The sequence below is a fragment of the Aureimonas glaciei genome, assembly GCF_014643375.1.
In the GTDB taxonomy this organism is placed as follows: domain Bacteria; phylum Pseudomonadota; class Alphaproteobacteria; order Rhizobiales; family Rhizobiaceae; genus Plantimonas; species Plantimonas glaciei.
The window spans coordinates 107409-121900 of record NZ_BMJJ01000004.1 but is presented as its reverse complement, the minus strand read 5'-3'; the positions used below and the strand labels follow the sequence as shown (position 1 = coordinate 121900).

General features: G+C 68.1%; 12 protein-coding genes. 1 reads left to right on the top strand and 11 read right to left on the bottom strand.

Going from position 1 to position 14492, the window contains the following annotated elements; translation table 11 throughout:
* Positions 1-79: 79 nt before the first annotated feature.
* From IEX88_RS09885 to IEX88_RS09860, 6 genes are all read right to left on the bottom strand, one after another.
* A complete protein-coding gene (locus IEX88_RS09885; protein ID WP_188850447.1) occupies positions 80-1105 on the bottom strand; it encodes an endonuclease/exonuclease/phosphatase family protein in 1026 nt (341 codons plus the stop codon).
* An 11-nt stretch (positions 1106-1116) separates the two neighbouring features.
* Positions 1117-2031: a sugar phosphate isomerase/epimerase family protein gene (locus tag IEX88_RS09880; RefSeq protein ID WP_188850446.1), complete on the bottom strand. Its 915-nt coding sequence runs from the start codon at positions 2029-2031 to the stop codon at positions 1117-1119.
* On the bottom strand, positions 2032-3147 hold the full coding sequence (ugpC, locus tag IEX88_RS09875) for a sn-glycerol-3-phosphate ABC transporter ATP-binding protein UgpC (protein ID WP_188850445.1): 1116 nt from the start codon (positions 3145-3147) through the stop codon (positions 2032-2034).
* Between the two features lie 40 nt (positions 3148-3187).
* The gene (locus IEX88_RS09870; protein WP_188850444.1) at positions 3188-4102 is read right to left on the bottom strand and encodes an ABC transporter permease subunit; all 915 of its coding nucleotides are present in this window, start codon (positions 4100-4102) and stop codon (positions 3188-3190) included.
* A 7-nt stretch (positions 4103-4109) separates the two neighbouring features.
* The gene (locus IEX88_RS09865) at positions 4110-4994 is read right to left on the bottom strand and encodes an ABC transporter permease subunit (protein ID WP_188850443.1); all 885 of its coding nucleotides are present in this window, start codon (positions 4992-4994) and stop codon (positions 4110-4112) included.
* Positions 4995-5068: 74 nt separating this feature from the next.
* A complete protein-coding gene (locus IEX88_RS09860; RefSeq protein WP_188850442.1) occupies positions 5069-6415 on the bottom strand; it encodes an extracellular solute-binding protein in 1347 nt (448 codons plus the stop codon).
* A gap of 564 nt (positions 6416-6979) precedes the next feature.
* Between IEX88_RS09860 and IEX88_RS09855 the strand changes: the two genes are divergently transcribed.
* Positions 6980-7981 (top strand): 2-hydroxyacid dehydrogenase, encoded by a 1002-nt coding sequence (locus tag IEX88_RS09855; RefSeq protein WP_188850441.1) that lies wholly within the window; start codon positions 6980-6982, stop codon positions 7979-7981.
* Positions 7982-8011: 30 nt separating this feature from the next.
* Here IEX88_RS09855 and IEX88_RS09850 read toward each other — a convergent pair whose 3' ends face one another.
* The 5 genes from IEX88_RS09850 to IEX88_RS09830 all read right to left on the bottom strand — a co-directional run bounded on the left by IEX88_RS09850 (position 8012) and on the right by IEX88_RS09830 (position 14488).
* On the bottom strand, positions 8012-8782 hold the full coding sequence (locus IEX88_RS09850; RefSeq protein WP_188850440.1) for a pentapeptide repeat-containing protein: 771 nt from the start codon (positions 8780-8782) through the stop codon (positions 8012-8014).
* 249 nt (positions 8783-9031) lie between these two features.
* Positions 9032-10171, bottom strand: coding sequence for an N-methyl-L-tryptophan oxidase (solA, locus tag IEX88_RS09845; protein WP_274604596.1), 1140 nt, complete (start codon positions 10169-10171; stop codon positions 9032-9034).
* Complete coding sequence (hutH, locus tag IEX88_RS09840) at positions 10168-11706, bottom strand: histidine ammonia-lyase (protein WP_188850439.1); 1539 nt, start codon at positions 11704-11706, stop codon at positions 10168-10170. Before hutH ends, solA begins: the two co-directional genes overlap by 4 nt.
* Positions 11703-12968 (bottom strand): imidazolonepropionase, encoded by a 1266-nt coding sequence (hutI, locus tag IEX88_RS09835; RefSeq protein ID WP_373289568.1) that lies wholly within the window; start codon positions 12966-12968, stop codon positions 11703-11705. The genes hutH and hutI overlap by 4 nt, the downstream gene beginning before the upstream one ends.
* A complete protein-coding gene (locus tag IEX88_RS09830) occupies positions 12965-14488 on the bottom strand; it encodes an HAL/PAL/TAL family ammonia-lyase (RefSeq protein WP_188850438.1) in 1524 nt (507 codons plus the stop codon). Before IEX88_RS09830 ends, hutI begins: the two co-directional genes overlap by 4 nt.
* Positions 14489-14492: the final 4 nt, after the last annotated feature.

Below are 14492 nucleotides of genomic sequence, written 5' to 3'. Positions count from 1 at the left end.
CATGCCTCGGCCTTGCCCGGGAAACCAGCGGGTGCGCGACATGGTTCCGCGACTCCCGCAAGGCCCATGTTCCCTCGCCTCAGCCTCCGAAGGCGAAGTCGGCGACCACCAGGTCATGGTCCGAAATCGCGCGCCCCCCGGCGTCGACTGCCGCGACCGTGGCCGGATTCGAGGCGACAAGGCCGCGCACGAACAGCCAGTCGAGCCGCTTGTGCGGCGGCTTTGGCTCACCGTCGGGCCGGGTGCGCGTGGTGATTTCCGGCCGGTTGGCGGCGCGCCAGTCGAAGCCGGCCTCGCGCATCAGCTGGAACAGCGGCTCCAGGTCGGAGGGATCGTCGAACCAGGCGGTATCGTCGCAAAACAGCGGCTTGGTGTTGAAGTCGCCGCCGATGACCACCGGCAGGCCGGCCGCCAGCGTCTCGACATGGCCGAGCAGGCGCTTCACCTGCGCGGCGCGGTCGGCCGGATCGGTCTTGCTCTCCAGATGCACCGAGATGACGACGACCGGGCCGTCCGATGTCTCGACGCGGCCGCCGATCGCCATGCGCCAGCCGAGCCGCCGCTGCCCCTTTTCGGCGTCGAGGAACCAGACAGCGCCGTCGTCGAGCCGGACGAGGAAGGGATCGGCGAGCGTCGTGCGGCTCAGGAGGGCATTGCCGTGGAAGCCGACGGCGTTCGTCTGGCCGGCGCACTCGGCCTCCTCGCGCGTATCGCCGAGCCCGAGCTCCAGGAACTCGACGCCATAGGCATAGCCCATGCCGAGCGACGCCGCGAGATCGGCCGTCGTGTGGCGGTTGCCGGAGCGGGCCATGCCGAGATCGGCCTCGGTCAGGAAGAGCACGTCAGCATCGACACCATTGAGCATCGCGACGGAAGCGTCGTGGAATTTCAGCCGCTCGGCATTCCAGGCGGCGGCGCGGAAGCCGGAAGGTGCCAGTCCCCCCGGCGCCGGCATCTGCTCGATGGCGCCGAAGGCGGAAACCCGCGCGGCGAGCCGGTGATGCTCGGCGACTGTGTTGTCGACGATCCCGGCCTCGGACAGCACCGAGGGCGAGGGAACGGCGAGTTTGGCGACGGCGTGCCGGATCAGCTGGCGATGGGGCATGGCGGTTTCTTTCAGGCGGCGGCGCGGGCGCCGCGATCGTTGATGATTCCGGCCAGGTGCCGGGCGACGGCGAGGCTTTCGGCCCGCTCGGTCGCGAAGCGCTCGCCGATCTCCATGATCATGGCGGTCCCCGGCAGAATGTCGATCTCGGCGAAGATCGCCTCGAAGGGAAGAGCGCCCCAGCCAAGCGGCAGATGCAGGTCGCCGATCCCCAGCGCGACGGATTCGCTCGGGTGGAAGAACTCGGTCATCGTGTAGGGCAGGCCGAAATTGTCGTGCAGGTGCAGATGCCCGGTGACAGGCGCCATCGAGCGCACCTCTTCGCGCCAGTCGAGGCCGAGCCGGGTTCCCTCGATATAGGCATGGCCGAAGTCGATCAGGCCGACGACGTTCGGGTGGCCGACGGCGCGCACGGTCTCGGCGATCTCGGACGGCGACTGGCGGTATTCCCCGACCTCGACGCCAAAAATGTTCTCGAAGGCGATGCGGACGCCGCGTCCCCTGGCGACCTCGGCCATCTCGGCCAGCGCCTCACGCTCCATCCGGTCGACCGCAGCGCGATAGGGCGCGGTTCCGATTGTCGAGCGGCCGCAATGCTGGACCAGCACGTCGGCCCCCACCCGCTCGCAGAGCTCCAGCATGGCGCGCACCACCGCCTTCTGGCGGTCGAGATTCACCGGATCCATGAAGTTCGAAACGATCTGGCCGTGCGCGGTGTAGCGCAGCGGAAATTTCGCGCAGATCTCGGCCAGCGCCTTCGCCCGGCTTTCGATCACCCGCCCGCCGGCGATGAGGTCGTGCCCGAACAGGGACAGCTCGGCGACATCGGCGCCGAGATCGGCGATCTGCGCCAGCGAATTTTCGAGGCGGGTCAGATCGCCGTCGCCGGCGGTGACGCTGAATCCGACATGGGTGATCACGGCCATTCAGGCCTCCTGCAGCTGGGGGGTGACGACGAAGGGCGCGTGGCGATCGATGCGCCGACCGCTCTCGCGGGCGAAGAAATGCAGATGTTCGCTCGGCAGCTCGACGCCCACCCTGTCGCCGGCGACGAGCGGCGTCGGCTCGGAGAACAGGACGGCGAAGGCGATCCCCCCGAGGTCGGCATGGACGACGCGCGAGGCGCCGAGCTCTTCGACGAAATCAACGGTCGCGACGAGGCAGTGCGGGGTTTCCGGCGGCACCAGCCGGGCGTGCTCGGGCCGGATGCCGATCGCGACCTTCCGGCCGGCGGCGGGCATTCCGGATCCTGCGCCGATAAAGAGCGAGCGGTGCTCGTCGATCTGGAAGCGGCCGGCGTCGACGACCTGGCCATCGACGAGGTTCATCGGCGGGGCGCCGATGAAGCCGGCGACGAAGCGGCTCGCCGGTCGGCCATAGACCTCGGCGGGCGTGCCCACCTGCTCGACCTTGCCGGCATTCATCACCACCAGCCGGTCGGCCAGCGTCATCGCCTCGACCTGGTCATGGGTGACGAAGATCGACGTCGCACCGAGGCGCTTGTGCAGCCGGCGGATTTCGGCGCGCATGGTCACGCGCAGCTTGGCGTCGAGATTGGACAAGGGCTCGTCGAACAGGAACACCTTCGGCTCGCGGATCATCGCCCGGCCCATGGCGACGCGCTGGCGCTGGCCGCCGGAGAGCTGCATCGGCTTGCGGTCGAGAAAATCCTCGAGCCCCACCGTCGTGGCGACGGCGAGGATGCGCGCGCGCCGCTCCGCCTTCGGGACGCCGGAAACCTTCAGGGCGTAGCCGATATTGTCGGCTACGCTCATATGCGGATAGAGCGCGTAGTTCTGGAACACCATGGCGCAGCCGCGCTCGCGCGGCTCGAGCTTGTTGACCACCACGCCGTCCATGGCGACCTCGCCAGCGGTGATGCTTTCGAGGCCGGCAACCATGCGCAGCAGCGTGGACTTGCCGCAGCCGGACGGCCCGAGGATCACGATGAATTCGCCGGTCTTGATGTCGAGGTCGACGCCGTGGACCACGGCGGTCTTGCCATAGTCCTTCTTGACGTTGCGGATCGCGATATCGGCCATGGGGCCTCCTGTGTCGGTCGAATGGGGCGTGCCGGACGGACTACTTGTCGGTGGCGACGAGGCCGCGGACGAAGAAGCGCTGCATGGCGATCATCACGACGAGCGGCGGCAGCATCACCAGAAGCGTTCCGGCCATGGCGATCTGCCATTCCGGCACGCCCTCCTTGGCCGGGATCAGCTCCTTCAGCTCGGTGGCGGCGGTGCCGAAGCTCGGATCGGTGGTGACGAGCAGCGGCCAGAGATACTGGTTCCAGGCCCAGACGAACATGATCGTCGCCAGCGCCGCCATGTTGGCCTTCGACAGCGGCAGGAGGATCTGGAAGAAGAAGCGCACCGGCCCCGCCCCGTCCATCTTCGCCGCCTCGGCGAGCTCGTCCGGCAGGGTCAGGAAGAACTGGCGGTAGAGGAAGGTGCCGGTCGCGGTGGCGACCAGCGGCAGCGCAAGGCCAGTGTAGGAATTCAGCAGGCCCCAGTGCAGGTCGACGGTGATGCCGGAGACGGTCGCGATCAGCCAGGTCAGGCCGGTGATGTCGAGGATCGCCTGGAAGGGCTGCAGCGCGTTCGCCGCCACCGCATAGGTCGGCACGATGCGCACTTCGAGCGGCAGCATCAGCGTGACGAAGATCGCCCAGAAGATCAGCATGCGGCCGGGGAAGCGGAAATAGACGATGGCGAAGGCCGCCATCGAGGCCAGCGCGACCTTGCCGAAGGCGACGGTGGCGGCGAAGACGAAGCTGTTGAAGAGCTTCGTGCCGAGGTCGGCGCGGACCCAGGCGACGGCCATGTTGTCGAGAAAATGCGTGCCGGGCATCATCGGCATCGGCACCTGGTTGACCGCGCGGATGTCGTGCGTCGCCGCGATCAGGACGATCAAGAAGGGCGTCACCGCGATGACCAGGCCTACGAACAGGATGACCTGGCAGACCATGTCGAAGATGGGGGAGCGTTCGATCATCTCGGCCTCACTTGTAGTGGATGCGCCGCTCGATGAAGCGGAACTGGACGACCGTGAGGCCCATCACGAGGATCATCAGGATGATGCTCTGGGCGGCGGCGCCGGAGTAGTCGAGGCCCTTGAAGCCGTCGAAATAGATCTTGTAGACCATCAGCTCGGTCGCCCGCGCCGGCCCGCCGCCGGTCATGATGTCGACGATGCCGAAGGAATCCTGGAAACTTTCGGTGATGTTGATCACCAGCAGGAAGAACAGGGTCGGCGTCAGCAGCGGCAGCTGGATGTCGCGCATGCGCCGGAAGGGGCCCGAGCCGTCCATGGCGGCGGCTTCCGTCAGCGAGCGCGGAATGCCCTGCAGCGCGGCCATCATGAAGATGAAGTTGTAGCCGATGTATTTCCAGGCGAAGGCGACGATGATGGCGATCATGGCATCCTTGCCGTCGAGCGCCGGATTCCAGAGGCCCGGCCAGATCTGGTTGATCGAGGACAGGAGGCCGGCCTGCGGCGCAAGGATGAAGCTGAAGGCAAGGCCGAGCGCCGGCGCGGCGATGGCGTATGGCCAGATCAGCACCGACTTGTAGAGCCGGTGCCCCGTCAGTTCCCGGTCGGCCATCAGAGCCAGCGTGAGGGCAATGCCCATGGCCAGCATGGTCGAGCCGAAGCTGAACACCATGCTCTTGCCGATCGAGTTCCAGTAGACGGAGTCGCTCAAAAGCTGCTGGAAATTCTGGAAGCCGACAAAAGTGTTGCCGCCGCCCCAGGGCTGTTCGAGGGTGAAGGCCCAGTAGAGCGCCTGCCCCGTCGGCCAGTAGAAGAACACGAAGATCAAAAGGATCATCGGCAGGGCGAAGAGCAGCCCGGTGCCGGTCGCCGAAAATGTCGCCCGCTTTTCCATGGTCTCGTCCCGCCGGATGCCAGTGAATTCGCTCCGGAGCCGAGGCTCCGGAGCGTCATGTCGTCGGGGACGGCTTACGGCAGCTGCTTGCCTTCGTAGGTCTGCTCGAAGCGGCGCAGGATCGCGTTGCTGCGCGTCGCGGCTTCGTCGAGCGAGGCCTGGACGTCGGCATTGTTGATGAAGATCGCCTGCAGGCCGTTGGAGATTTCCTGGCGGATCTGGAGGAGACCACCGAGACGCTGGCCACGGGTGACCTCGGTCGGCGGCGTCGCGGTCAGGCTCTTGATCGCCAGCTCGCGGCCCTTGTACGGCGCCTTGTCATAGAACTTCTGCGACTGGAGGTAGTCGAAGCCGGACTGACGGACCGGGATGTAGCCGGTGACGGTCGACCAGGTGAGCGCCTCTTCAGGCTTGGCGAGGAAGTTCAGGAAAGCGGCCGCGGCCTTGTATTCCTCGTCCTTCTTGCCGGCGATGACCCAGAGCGAGGCGCCACCGACGAGCGAGTTCTTGCGCTCGGTGCCCTCGTAGACGGGCAGCATGGCGACGTCCCAGTTCAGGCCTTCCTTGGCGCTGCGGCCGATGCCGCCGTGGTCGCCGACGGAGGACAGGATCGTCTGGCAGTCGCCGGCGGCGAAGGCGTCGACGAAGGTCTGGCCGGTTTCCTTCGACTTCAGCACGGCGTAGCCGGCGTCGTACCAGGACTTCCAGTCGCGGACGAACTGGACCCACTTGCCCTTGTTGAAGGCCATCTCGGCGTCGAGGCCGCCAAAACCGTTGCCCTTGGTGGCGTTCGGCTCGCCATGAACGGCGAGGAACTGCTCTTCGAACTGCCAGACTTCGTCGCGCGAGATGTTGAAGCCGAGCGGGCATTCGTAGCCCGCTTCCTTCAGCGCCTTGAAATCGGCGGCAGCCTCTTCCCAGGTCGCCGGGCCGTGATCCTTGCCGATCTTGGCGTAGGCGTCCTTGTTCCAGTAGAGCAAAGCCGTCGAGTTGTTGAAGGGCATCGAGTACATCTCGCCCTTCGACGTGGCGAAGTAGCTCGAAATGCCGGAGAAATAGTCGTTCCAGTCGACCGTGTAGCCGTTGTCGGCCATCAGCTTGTTGACGGGGTAGAAGGCGCCGGAGAGCATGATGTCGAGCGTGCCGGCATCGGAGACCTGGGCGATGGCCGGCTGCTGGCCGGCGCGGAAGGCGGCGATCGTGTTCTGCAGCGAGGCGTCGTAGGAGCCCTGGCTGGTGCAGACGACTTCGTAGTCGGCCTGGCTCTGGTTGAACCGGTCGCACTGCTCCTGCACGCGCTTGGAGATGTCGCCGCTGTTGCCGTACCAGAAATCGATCTTCACGGGGGCCGCCAGGGCGGCGGTTGCGAGTGTGGCCGAAAGCGCGAGAGCGCTGACCGCGCAAAGGGTCTTCGTCAGCATGGAACACCTTCCTAGGGTTGAAAGAGGCGCCGTCCCGCCGCACGGGATCTGGCTGGCGCCGAACTAGGAGATCGTCAGGCTGAAGTACAATGAACATTGGATGACAGCCGGCCACCCGTTCGACCCCAGATTGCTTCCGTCAGGCGACTTCTTCTGGGACGGTGGAATAAAGAGCGCCCAGCGCGAACCAATCGATCCACTAACCTATTGTCTTGAAGAGATTTTCGTCTTCTCGGCCCCGGTCTGCGTCTAGGTGGAGGCAGCGCATACGCTGAGCCGCGACGTCCCGCGGAAGGGCGTGGACCAGCGCCGCGGCCCCGGAGAGGCGCTGTCACACTGGCTTCACCGCCCAGTGATAAGATGTCGAGAATGCACTCTTTGCGTGCAGTTGGCTCGACAACCGTCCGGCCACTCTTCTCCCGCCTCATCCTTCCTCCGGCGCCGCCCTTCGGCCGCGCAAAGCTTCCCCGCGGGCGGCAAGCGTGCAACATGCTGGTCATTGTGCAGTGCGGCAGTGGCCGACGCGACGGGCCGCGTGCCTTGCTCCATGCGGAGGGATCACCGATGGACGTCACCGTCTTCAGCACCAAACCCTACGACCGCGCTTTTCTCGACGCGGCAGCCGGGACGCGCCACCGGCTGCACCATCTCGAGGCCCGCCTTTCTCCCGCCACCGCCGTTCTCGCCAAGGGCGCCGGGGCCGTCTGCGCCTTCGTGAACGACACGGTCGACGCCGCGGTTCTCGCCGAGTTCCAGCGTCTCGGCGTCGGCCTCGTCGCTCTGCGCTCGGCCGGGTTCAACAATGTCGACCTCGCTGCCGCAAAGGGTGCCGGCATCGCCGTCGCACGCGTGCCCGCCTATTCGCCCGAGGCGGTGGCGGAGCACACGGTGGCGCTGATCCTGGCGCTCAACCGCAACATCCACCGGGCCTACGCCCGGGTGCGGGAAGGCAATTTCGCCCTCGAGGGCCTGATGGGCTTCAACCTTCACGGCCGCACCGTCGGCGTCGTCGGCACCGGGCGGATCGGCGTCGGCGTCATCCGCATCCTGATGGGCTTCGGCTGCCGAGTGCTGGCCTTCGACCCGTTTCCGAATCCCGAGACAGCGGCCCTCGGCGCGACCTACGTGCCGCTCGCCGAACTCCTGGCGGCGGCCGAGATCGTCAGCCTGCACTGTCCGCTGACGCCCGAGACGCATCACCTCGTCGATGCCGGGGCGATCGCCACGATGAAGCGCGGCGTCATGCTGATCAACACCAGCCGCGGCGGCATCGTCGACACGAGGGCCGTGGTCGACGGCCTGAAGGATGGCGCCATCGGCCATCTCGGCCTCGACGTCTACGAGGAGGAAGCGGACCTCTTCTTCGAGGACCTGTCCGATCATGTGATCCGCGACGACGTGTTCGCGCGCCTCCAGACCTTTCCGAACGTTCTGATCACCGGCCACCAGGGCTTCTTCACCGCCGAGGCGCTTTCCGCCATCGCCGAGACGACCATGGCCAACATCACCGCCTTCGAGGAGACCGGCGAAGCGCTGCATCCCGTGACGATGGCCCATCGCGCCTGAAGGGCTCAGCGTTGCGGACGGCGAAAGGGTTCAGCGCAGTTTCGCCTTGTCGCGGTTCTTCGGATCGCCCTTGAGGTCGGCCAGCACCGCAGACTGGATCATCATCCCGTCGAAATCGGCGCCGGAAACGTCGGCGCCGGTGAAATTCGCGCCTTGCGCCTCCATCTTCGCCAGATTGCCGCCGACGAGGCTGGCGCCGCGGAAATCGGCGAATTTTGCCTGCGCCCGCGACAGGTCGGCGCCGTCGAAGCGGGCGCCCTGGAGCTTGGCGGAATTGAGCACGCCGCGCATCATGCCCATCGACTGGTTGCGCATGTCGGCGGAGAAGTTCGCGCCGGCAAAATTGGCGCCCAGCATCGAGGCACGGGAAAAGTCGGCGGTCAGCCGCGCGCCGGACAGATCGGCCCCATCGAACTTCGTGTCCATCATCTGCGCCTGGAACAGGCTCGCACCCTTGAGGCTGGCGCCGGAAAAGTCGGCTTTCAGCGCCCAGGCCTGGTCGAGCACGGCCCCGTCGAGCCGGGCACCGCTGAGATCGGCACCGTTGAGATAGGCCGAGCGCATGACGGCTTTGGAAAAGTCGAGGCCGGAGAGGTCGAGGCCGTTCAGCGAGACGAGCGTGAAGTCGGCCGGCCCGTCCGGCGTCGCCTGTGACAGCCGCGCCTCGACCTCGGCCCGCGTCATCGTCGCCTGCGTCATCTTGGGCGAGCCCATGTCGAGCCCCGCCATCTGGGCGGAGGTCAATGAGACCGGCGCGCCCATCAGCACGAGCGCCAGCGCGACGATGCGTAAACCCGTCATGATGCCTCCCATGGCGTCGGGACTGTCGCCATTCGCGTCGCCGGGGCTCGCCCGGGGACAAGACGCGCGTCCCGTTGCGGCGGAGGATGGCGAGCTTTGCGGTCGCCGGCAAGGCGGCCGCCGTCACGATGGATTGAGCCCCGCCTCCTGCGTCTGGCCGCCCTGCAGTACGACCGGTTGCCGGAAAGAGACACAGGGTCGCGCGCCGCCATTCCTCGGCGGTGGCAGCAGCGCAAGGCCTGCCCTGCCTCAGCCTCGTTTGGCGTCGAGGGCGGCAAAGGAAAATGCGCCGATCGGCAGGGCCGTCCCGCCCTCCGTCGCCAAATCGGCCAGAATCTCGCCGACGACGCTGGCGAACTTGAAGCCGTGGCCCGAACAGGGTGAGGCGACGACGATCCGCGGCTCGCCGGGCAGATGGTCGAGGAGAAAATCCTCGCCCGGCAGCATGGTGTAGCGGCAGGTGATCGCCGCCCGGCGGTGCCCTGTCGCCACCGGGATACGCCGCGTGACGAAATCGTCGAGCATGGCGAGATCGGCGTCGTTGACCTGCGGATTGGGCTGGTCTGGGTCGATCGGCTCCATGAAATGGGCGTGCTTGCCGACCTTCAGCCCGTCCGGTCCGAGCGCCGGCACGCCGAAGAAGGAGCCGCCTTCGGCCTCGTCGAGCAGGAAGGGCAGCATCGGCCCAAGCGTCGTGATGGCGTCATCAGGCGTATACCAGGCGACGACCTGCCGGATCGGCTGCGCGATGCCCACCAGCGCCGGCACGAGGTCGGCGATCCAGGGACCGGTGGCGACGATCACCTTGCGCGCCCGGACCCGCGAATGCTCGGTCTCGATGGTGACGCCCGCATCGTCCGGCTCGATCGCCGTGACTTTTTCGCCGAGCCGCAGCACGGCCCCTGCCCCAACCGCGACCTTCAAATGCGCGGTCACGGCCGCCTCGGGCCGGAGGAACCCACCCTGCGGCTCCAGCACCGCCACCTCGTCCGGCTCGAGGCGCATCGCCGGAAAGCGCCGCGCCATGGCGGCGGCGTCGAGCACTTCGTGCGGCAGGCCGTGAAGCTCGCAGGAGGCGATCGTGCCGGCGACGATGCCGCTGTCCGGTCGGCCGATCTGCAGGATGCCCGAGACGGTCAGAAGTTCGGCGCCGCTCGCCGCCTCCAGCGCCCGCCAGTTGGCATAGGCGCGGTGCAGCAGCGGCACATAGGCCGGGTCCTCGAAATAGCCGAGGCGGATCAGCCTGGTGTCGCCATGCGAGGAGCCGAGACCATGCGCCGGAAACTTCGCCTCGAAGCCGATGGCGCGGATCCCACGCTCGGCCAGATGCGCGATCGCGGCGCTGCCCATGGCGCCGAGGCCGATGACGGCGACGTCGAAATCGCTCAAAGCACCCCCTCCACGACGCCGGGCAGCGCGCCGCCGGCGGCGGCGAGCGCGCCGCTGACGATGAGCGCTGTCGCCTGCTCCATGTCGGGGGAGAAATAGCGGTCTTCGCCGAGCATCGGCACCTTCGCCCGGATCACCGCGCGCGCCGCTTCCAACAGGGGGCTGGAGACGAGCGGCGCGTGGAAGTCGCAGCCCTGCGCCGCGGCCAGGAGCTCGATGCCGACGACATGGGCGACGTTCATCGCCATCGGCCCGAGCCGCCGCGCGCCGTGCGTCGCCATCGAGACATGGTCTTCCTGGTTGGCAGAGGTCGGAATGGAATCGACGCTCGCCGGATAGGCCCGGCTCTTGTTCTCTGAGACGAGCGCCGCGGCCGTGACCTGCGGCAGCATGAAGCCGGAGTTGAGACCGGGTTTTGCCGTCAGGAAGGCCGGCAGGCCCGAGAGCACCGGGTCGACGAGCATGGCGATGCGCCGCTCGGTGATCGAGCCGATTTCGCAGAGGGCAATGGCGATCATGTCGGCGGCAAAGGCCACCGGCTCGGCGTGGAAATTGCCGCCGGAAATCACCTCGCCGGTCTCGGCGAAGACCAGCGGATTGTCCGACACGCCGTTCGCCTCGATGGCGAGCGTCGTCGCCGCCTGGCGCAACAGGTCGAGGCAGGCGCCCATCACCTGCGGCTGGCAGCGCAGGCAATAGGGATCCTGCACCCGCGTGTCGCCGACGAGATGCGACTGCCGGATCGGGCTGCCGGCCATCAGCCCGCGCAGGGCGTCCGCCACCTCGATCTGGCCGCGATGGCCGCGCAGCGCATGGATGCGCGGATCGAAGGGTCCGTCGGAGCCGCGCGCGGCGTCGGTCGCGAGCGCGCCGGTGACGAGCGCCGACTGGAACACGCGCTCGGCTGCAAACAGGCCGGCGAGCGCCAGAGCGGTCGAGACCTGCGTGCCGTTGAGGAGGGCGAGACCCTCCTTTGGGCCGAAGGCGGCGGGCGTCAGGCCGGCGCGTCGCAGTGCCTCGGCGGCGGGCATCCGCTCGCCCTTCAGCATCGCCTCGCCGACGCCCATCAGCACGGCGGCCATGTGCGCGAGCGGCGCGAGATCGCCGGAGGCGCCGACCGAGCCCTGGCCGGGAATGACCGGGATGAGGTGGTGGTCGAGACAGGCCTGCAGCGCCTGCAGCGTCTCCCAGCGCACGCCCGAGGCGCCGCGGGCAAGGCTGGCCAGCTTCATCGCCAGGATCAGCCGGACGACGGGCACTTCCAGCGGTTCGCCGACGCCGGCGGCATGCGACAGGACGATGTTTTCCTGCAGTTGCGCCAAGTCGGAATCGGGAATGCGCACGGTCGCCAGCTTGCCGAAGCCGGTGTTGATTCCGTAGACGGGCTCGCCCTTGGCGACGATCGCCTCGACAGTGGCGGCACTGGCGAGGACGCCCTCGCGGCAGGCGGGATCGAGGCGCACGGACGCGCCGACATAGACCGCGCGCCAGTCAGCGAGGCTGACCACGCCGGGGGTGAGGATGAGGTCGGTCATTGGCCTTGAAAGATCCTTTGGTGCAGCGGGTTGTAGCCGATGCGGTAGACGAGTTCGGCGGGACGCTCGATGTCCCAGATGGCGAGGTCGCAGGACTTGCCGGCTTCGAGCGTGCCGATGTCGGCGAGCCTTCCCAGTGCCCGCGCGGCTTCGCGCGTGACGCCGGCGAGGCATTCCTCGACCGTCATGCGGAAGAAGGTGGCGGCCATGTTCATCGTGGTGAGCAGCGAGGTGATCGGCGCCGTGCCGGGATTGCAGTCCGTCGCCACTGCCATCTTCACGCCGAAGCGGCGGAAGGCATCGATCGGCGGCTTCTGCGTCTCGCGCAGCACGTAGAAGGCGCCGGGCAGGATCACCGCGACGGTGCCGGCGGCGGCCATCGCCGCGGCGCCGGTGTCGCTGGTGTATTCGAGATGATCGGCCGAGAGCGCGCCGAATTCGGCGGCAAGACCGGCGCCACCGAGATCGGAGAGCTGGTCGGCATGCAGTTTGACGGGCAGGCCGAGCACCTCGGCAGCGGCAAAGACCCGCGCCACTTCATCGGTCGAGAAGGCGATGCCCTCGCAGAAGGCGTCGACCGCATCGACGAGCCCGGCTTTGGCGAGTGCCGGCAGCACCGTGTCGCAGACGAGATCGAGATAGCCGGCGCGGTCGGCGGCATATTCCGGCGGCAGCGCGTGCGCGCCGAGATAGGTCGTGGCGACACGGACGGCCCGGTGCGTGCCGAGGTCGCGCGCGGCTTCCAGCATGGTGCGCTCGCCCCTGGCGTCGAGGCCGTAGCCGGACTTGATCTCGACCGTCGTCACGCCCTCGGCGAGGAGCGCGTCGAGCCGCTTCAGCGCCGAGGCGACGAGGTCCTCGCGGCTGGCGGCGCGGGTGGCGCGCACGCTCGACAGGATGCCACCGCCGGCCGCCGCGATCGCCTCATAGCTGGCGCCCTCCAGCCGCATCTCGAATTCCAGCGCCCGGTCGCCGCCATGGACGAGATGGGTGTGGCAGTCGATCAGGCCCGGCGTCACCCAGCGGCCGCCGAGATCGACGGTCTTCTCCGCCGCGAGATCGGCCGGTAGGTCGGCGCGTGCGCCGACGAAAATGATGCGGCCGCCCCGGGCGGCGACGACGCCGTCCTCGATGATGCCGAGATCCGGCAAAGCAGGATCGAGCGTGGCGAGGCGCGCATTCGTCCAGAGCGTGTCGGCCGGCGCGGACAGGTCGACGGTGCTGCTGGCAATGGTGGGAGTGGGGGTCGGCTGTTGGCTCATGGTGCTCTCTCCTCCTGCGGCCCGGCATCGGGCGCCGCCGAGGCGACGATCAGACCGTGGGCGCGGGCCATCAGCCCCGATAGCGGCCGGTCGTCGCCATAGCGGGCGATCGCGGCGCGAAGATGCGCATGGACCGTCTCCGTTCCGGCAGCGCGGGACGCCGTGCCGGCCAGCGCGTCATGGGCGTCGCCCGCCGCGAGATATTCGATGCCGAGAATCATCGCGGCATTGTCGGCGATCCCGAGGCATTTCGTCGAGGCCGCCGTGGCGTGCGCCAGAAAATCCTCCTGCAGGCCGGAGGTCACGCCGCCGTCGAGACTGGCGGGCGCCGCCAGCCGGCGGTTCTCGGAGACGAGGCCGAGCGCCGTGTATTGCGCGATCATGAAGCCGGAATTCGAGCCGGGATCGAGCGCGAGGAAGGGTGGCAGGCCAAAAGCTCCCGAATTGACGAGCGGATTGATCAGCCGGTCGAGACGCCGTTCGGCCATCGACGCGACCTGCGCCACGGCGACGCCGAGCGAATCCAGCGCCTGTCCCAAGGCCGGCGCGACCGCATGCGCTTCCGAGTGCACGCGCGGCGCCTCGGCCGTGCCGGAAACCATGGGGTTGTCGGTCACCGCCGCGAGCTCCCGGTCGACCACCGCGGCGGTGACGGCGAGCACGTCGCGGGCGGCGCCGTGGACATGCGGGATGGCGCGCAGGCTGAGCGCATCCTGTGTGCGTACGCCGAGCGCCCGCGCGATCAGGTCGCTGCCGGCAAGGCGCGCCCTGAGGTTTTGGCCGACCTCGACGAGGCCGGGCGAGGCGCGGGCGGCGAGAACGTCCTCGTCGAAGGCGGCCATCTGGCCGCCGAGCGCTTCCAGCGACAGCGCGGCGATGGCATCGGCCCAGCCGAGAACGCGCTCGGCCCGCGCCAGAGCGAGGGCCGCAAGCCCGGTGGCGCAAGGGCTGCCGTTGACAAGGCTGAGGCCTTCCTTCGCCTCCAGCACCAAAGGCGCCTGGCCGATCCGCGCCAGCGCCTCGGCGCCGGTCATCCGCTCGTCGCCGATCCGCGCGAACCCTTCGCCGATGAGAACGAGGCCGATATGCGCCATATGGGTGAGATAGCCGACCGAGCCGCGGCCCGGCACTTCCGGCACGACGCCGTGGGCGAGAAGTCCCAGCATGGCGTCGACGGTAACGGGACGCACGCCCGAGCGCCCATGCGCGAAATTGTTGACCTGGACGGCGATCACCGCCCGCACTTCTTCGGCCGGCAAAGGCGCGCCGACGCCGCAGGCATGGCTCATCAGGAGATTGCGGGCGAAGCGGCGCTGCGATTCCCGATCGACGACGGTGTCGGACAAAGCGCCGACGCCGGTGTTGATGCCATAGGCGCGGATGCCACGATCGAGGATCGCCTCGACGATGCCGCGTGCGGCGCCGACCCGCTCCCAGGCCGAAGGGGAGAGTGCCAGCGCCGCGCCGGCCGCGACGCGGGCGATCTCCCGCCAGTCCAGCGTGGTGTCGATGGTCACCATGTTC

Bases quoted from the DNA above. Each gene is read 5' to 3' on its own strand.
- IEX88_RS09885 (WP_188850447.1), bottom strand. From the start codon at position 1,105: ATGCCCCATCGCCAGCTGATCCGGCACGCCGTCGCCAAACTCGCCGTT.
- IEX88_RS09880 (WP_188850446.1), bottom strand. From the start codon at position 2,031: ATGGCCGTGATCACCCATGTCGGATTCAGCGTCACCGCCGGCGACGGC.
- ugpC (WP_188850445.1), bottom strand. From the start codon at position 3,147: ATGGCCGATATCGCGATCCGCAACGTCAAGAAGGACTATGGCAAGACC.
- IEX88_RS09870 (WP_188850444.1), bottom strand. From the start codon at position 4,102: ATGATCGAACGCTCCCCCATCTTCGACATGGTCTGCCAGGTCATCCTG.
- IEX88_RS09865 (WP_188850443.1), bottom strand. From the start codon at position 4,994: ATGGAAAAGCGGGCGACATTTTCGGCGACCGGCACCGGGCTGCTCTTC.
- IEX88_RS09860 (WP_188850442.1), bottom strand. From the start codon at position 6,415: ATGCTGACGAAGACCCTTTGCGCGGTCAGCGCTCTCGCGCTTTCGGCC.
- IEX88_RS09855 (WP_188850441.1), top strand. From the start codon at position 6,980: ATGGACGTCACCGTCTTCAGCACCAAACCCTACGACCGCGCTTTTCTC.
- IEX88_RS09850 (WP_188850440.1), bottom strand. From the start codon at position 8,782: ATGACGGGTTTACGCATCGTCGCGCTGGCGCTCGTGCTGATGGGCGCG.
- hutH (WP_188850439.1), bottom strand. From the start codon at position 11,706: ATGACCGACCTCATCCTCACCCCCGGCGTGGTCAGCCTCGCTGACTGG.
- hutI (WP_373289568.1), bottom strand. From the start codon at position 12,968: ATGAGCCAACAGCCGACCCCCACTCCCACCATTGCCAGCAGCACCGTC.
- IEX88_RS09830 (WP_188850438.1), bottom strand. From the start codon at position 14,488: ATGGTGACCATCGACACCACGCTGGACTGGCGGGAGATCGCCCGCGTC.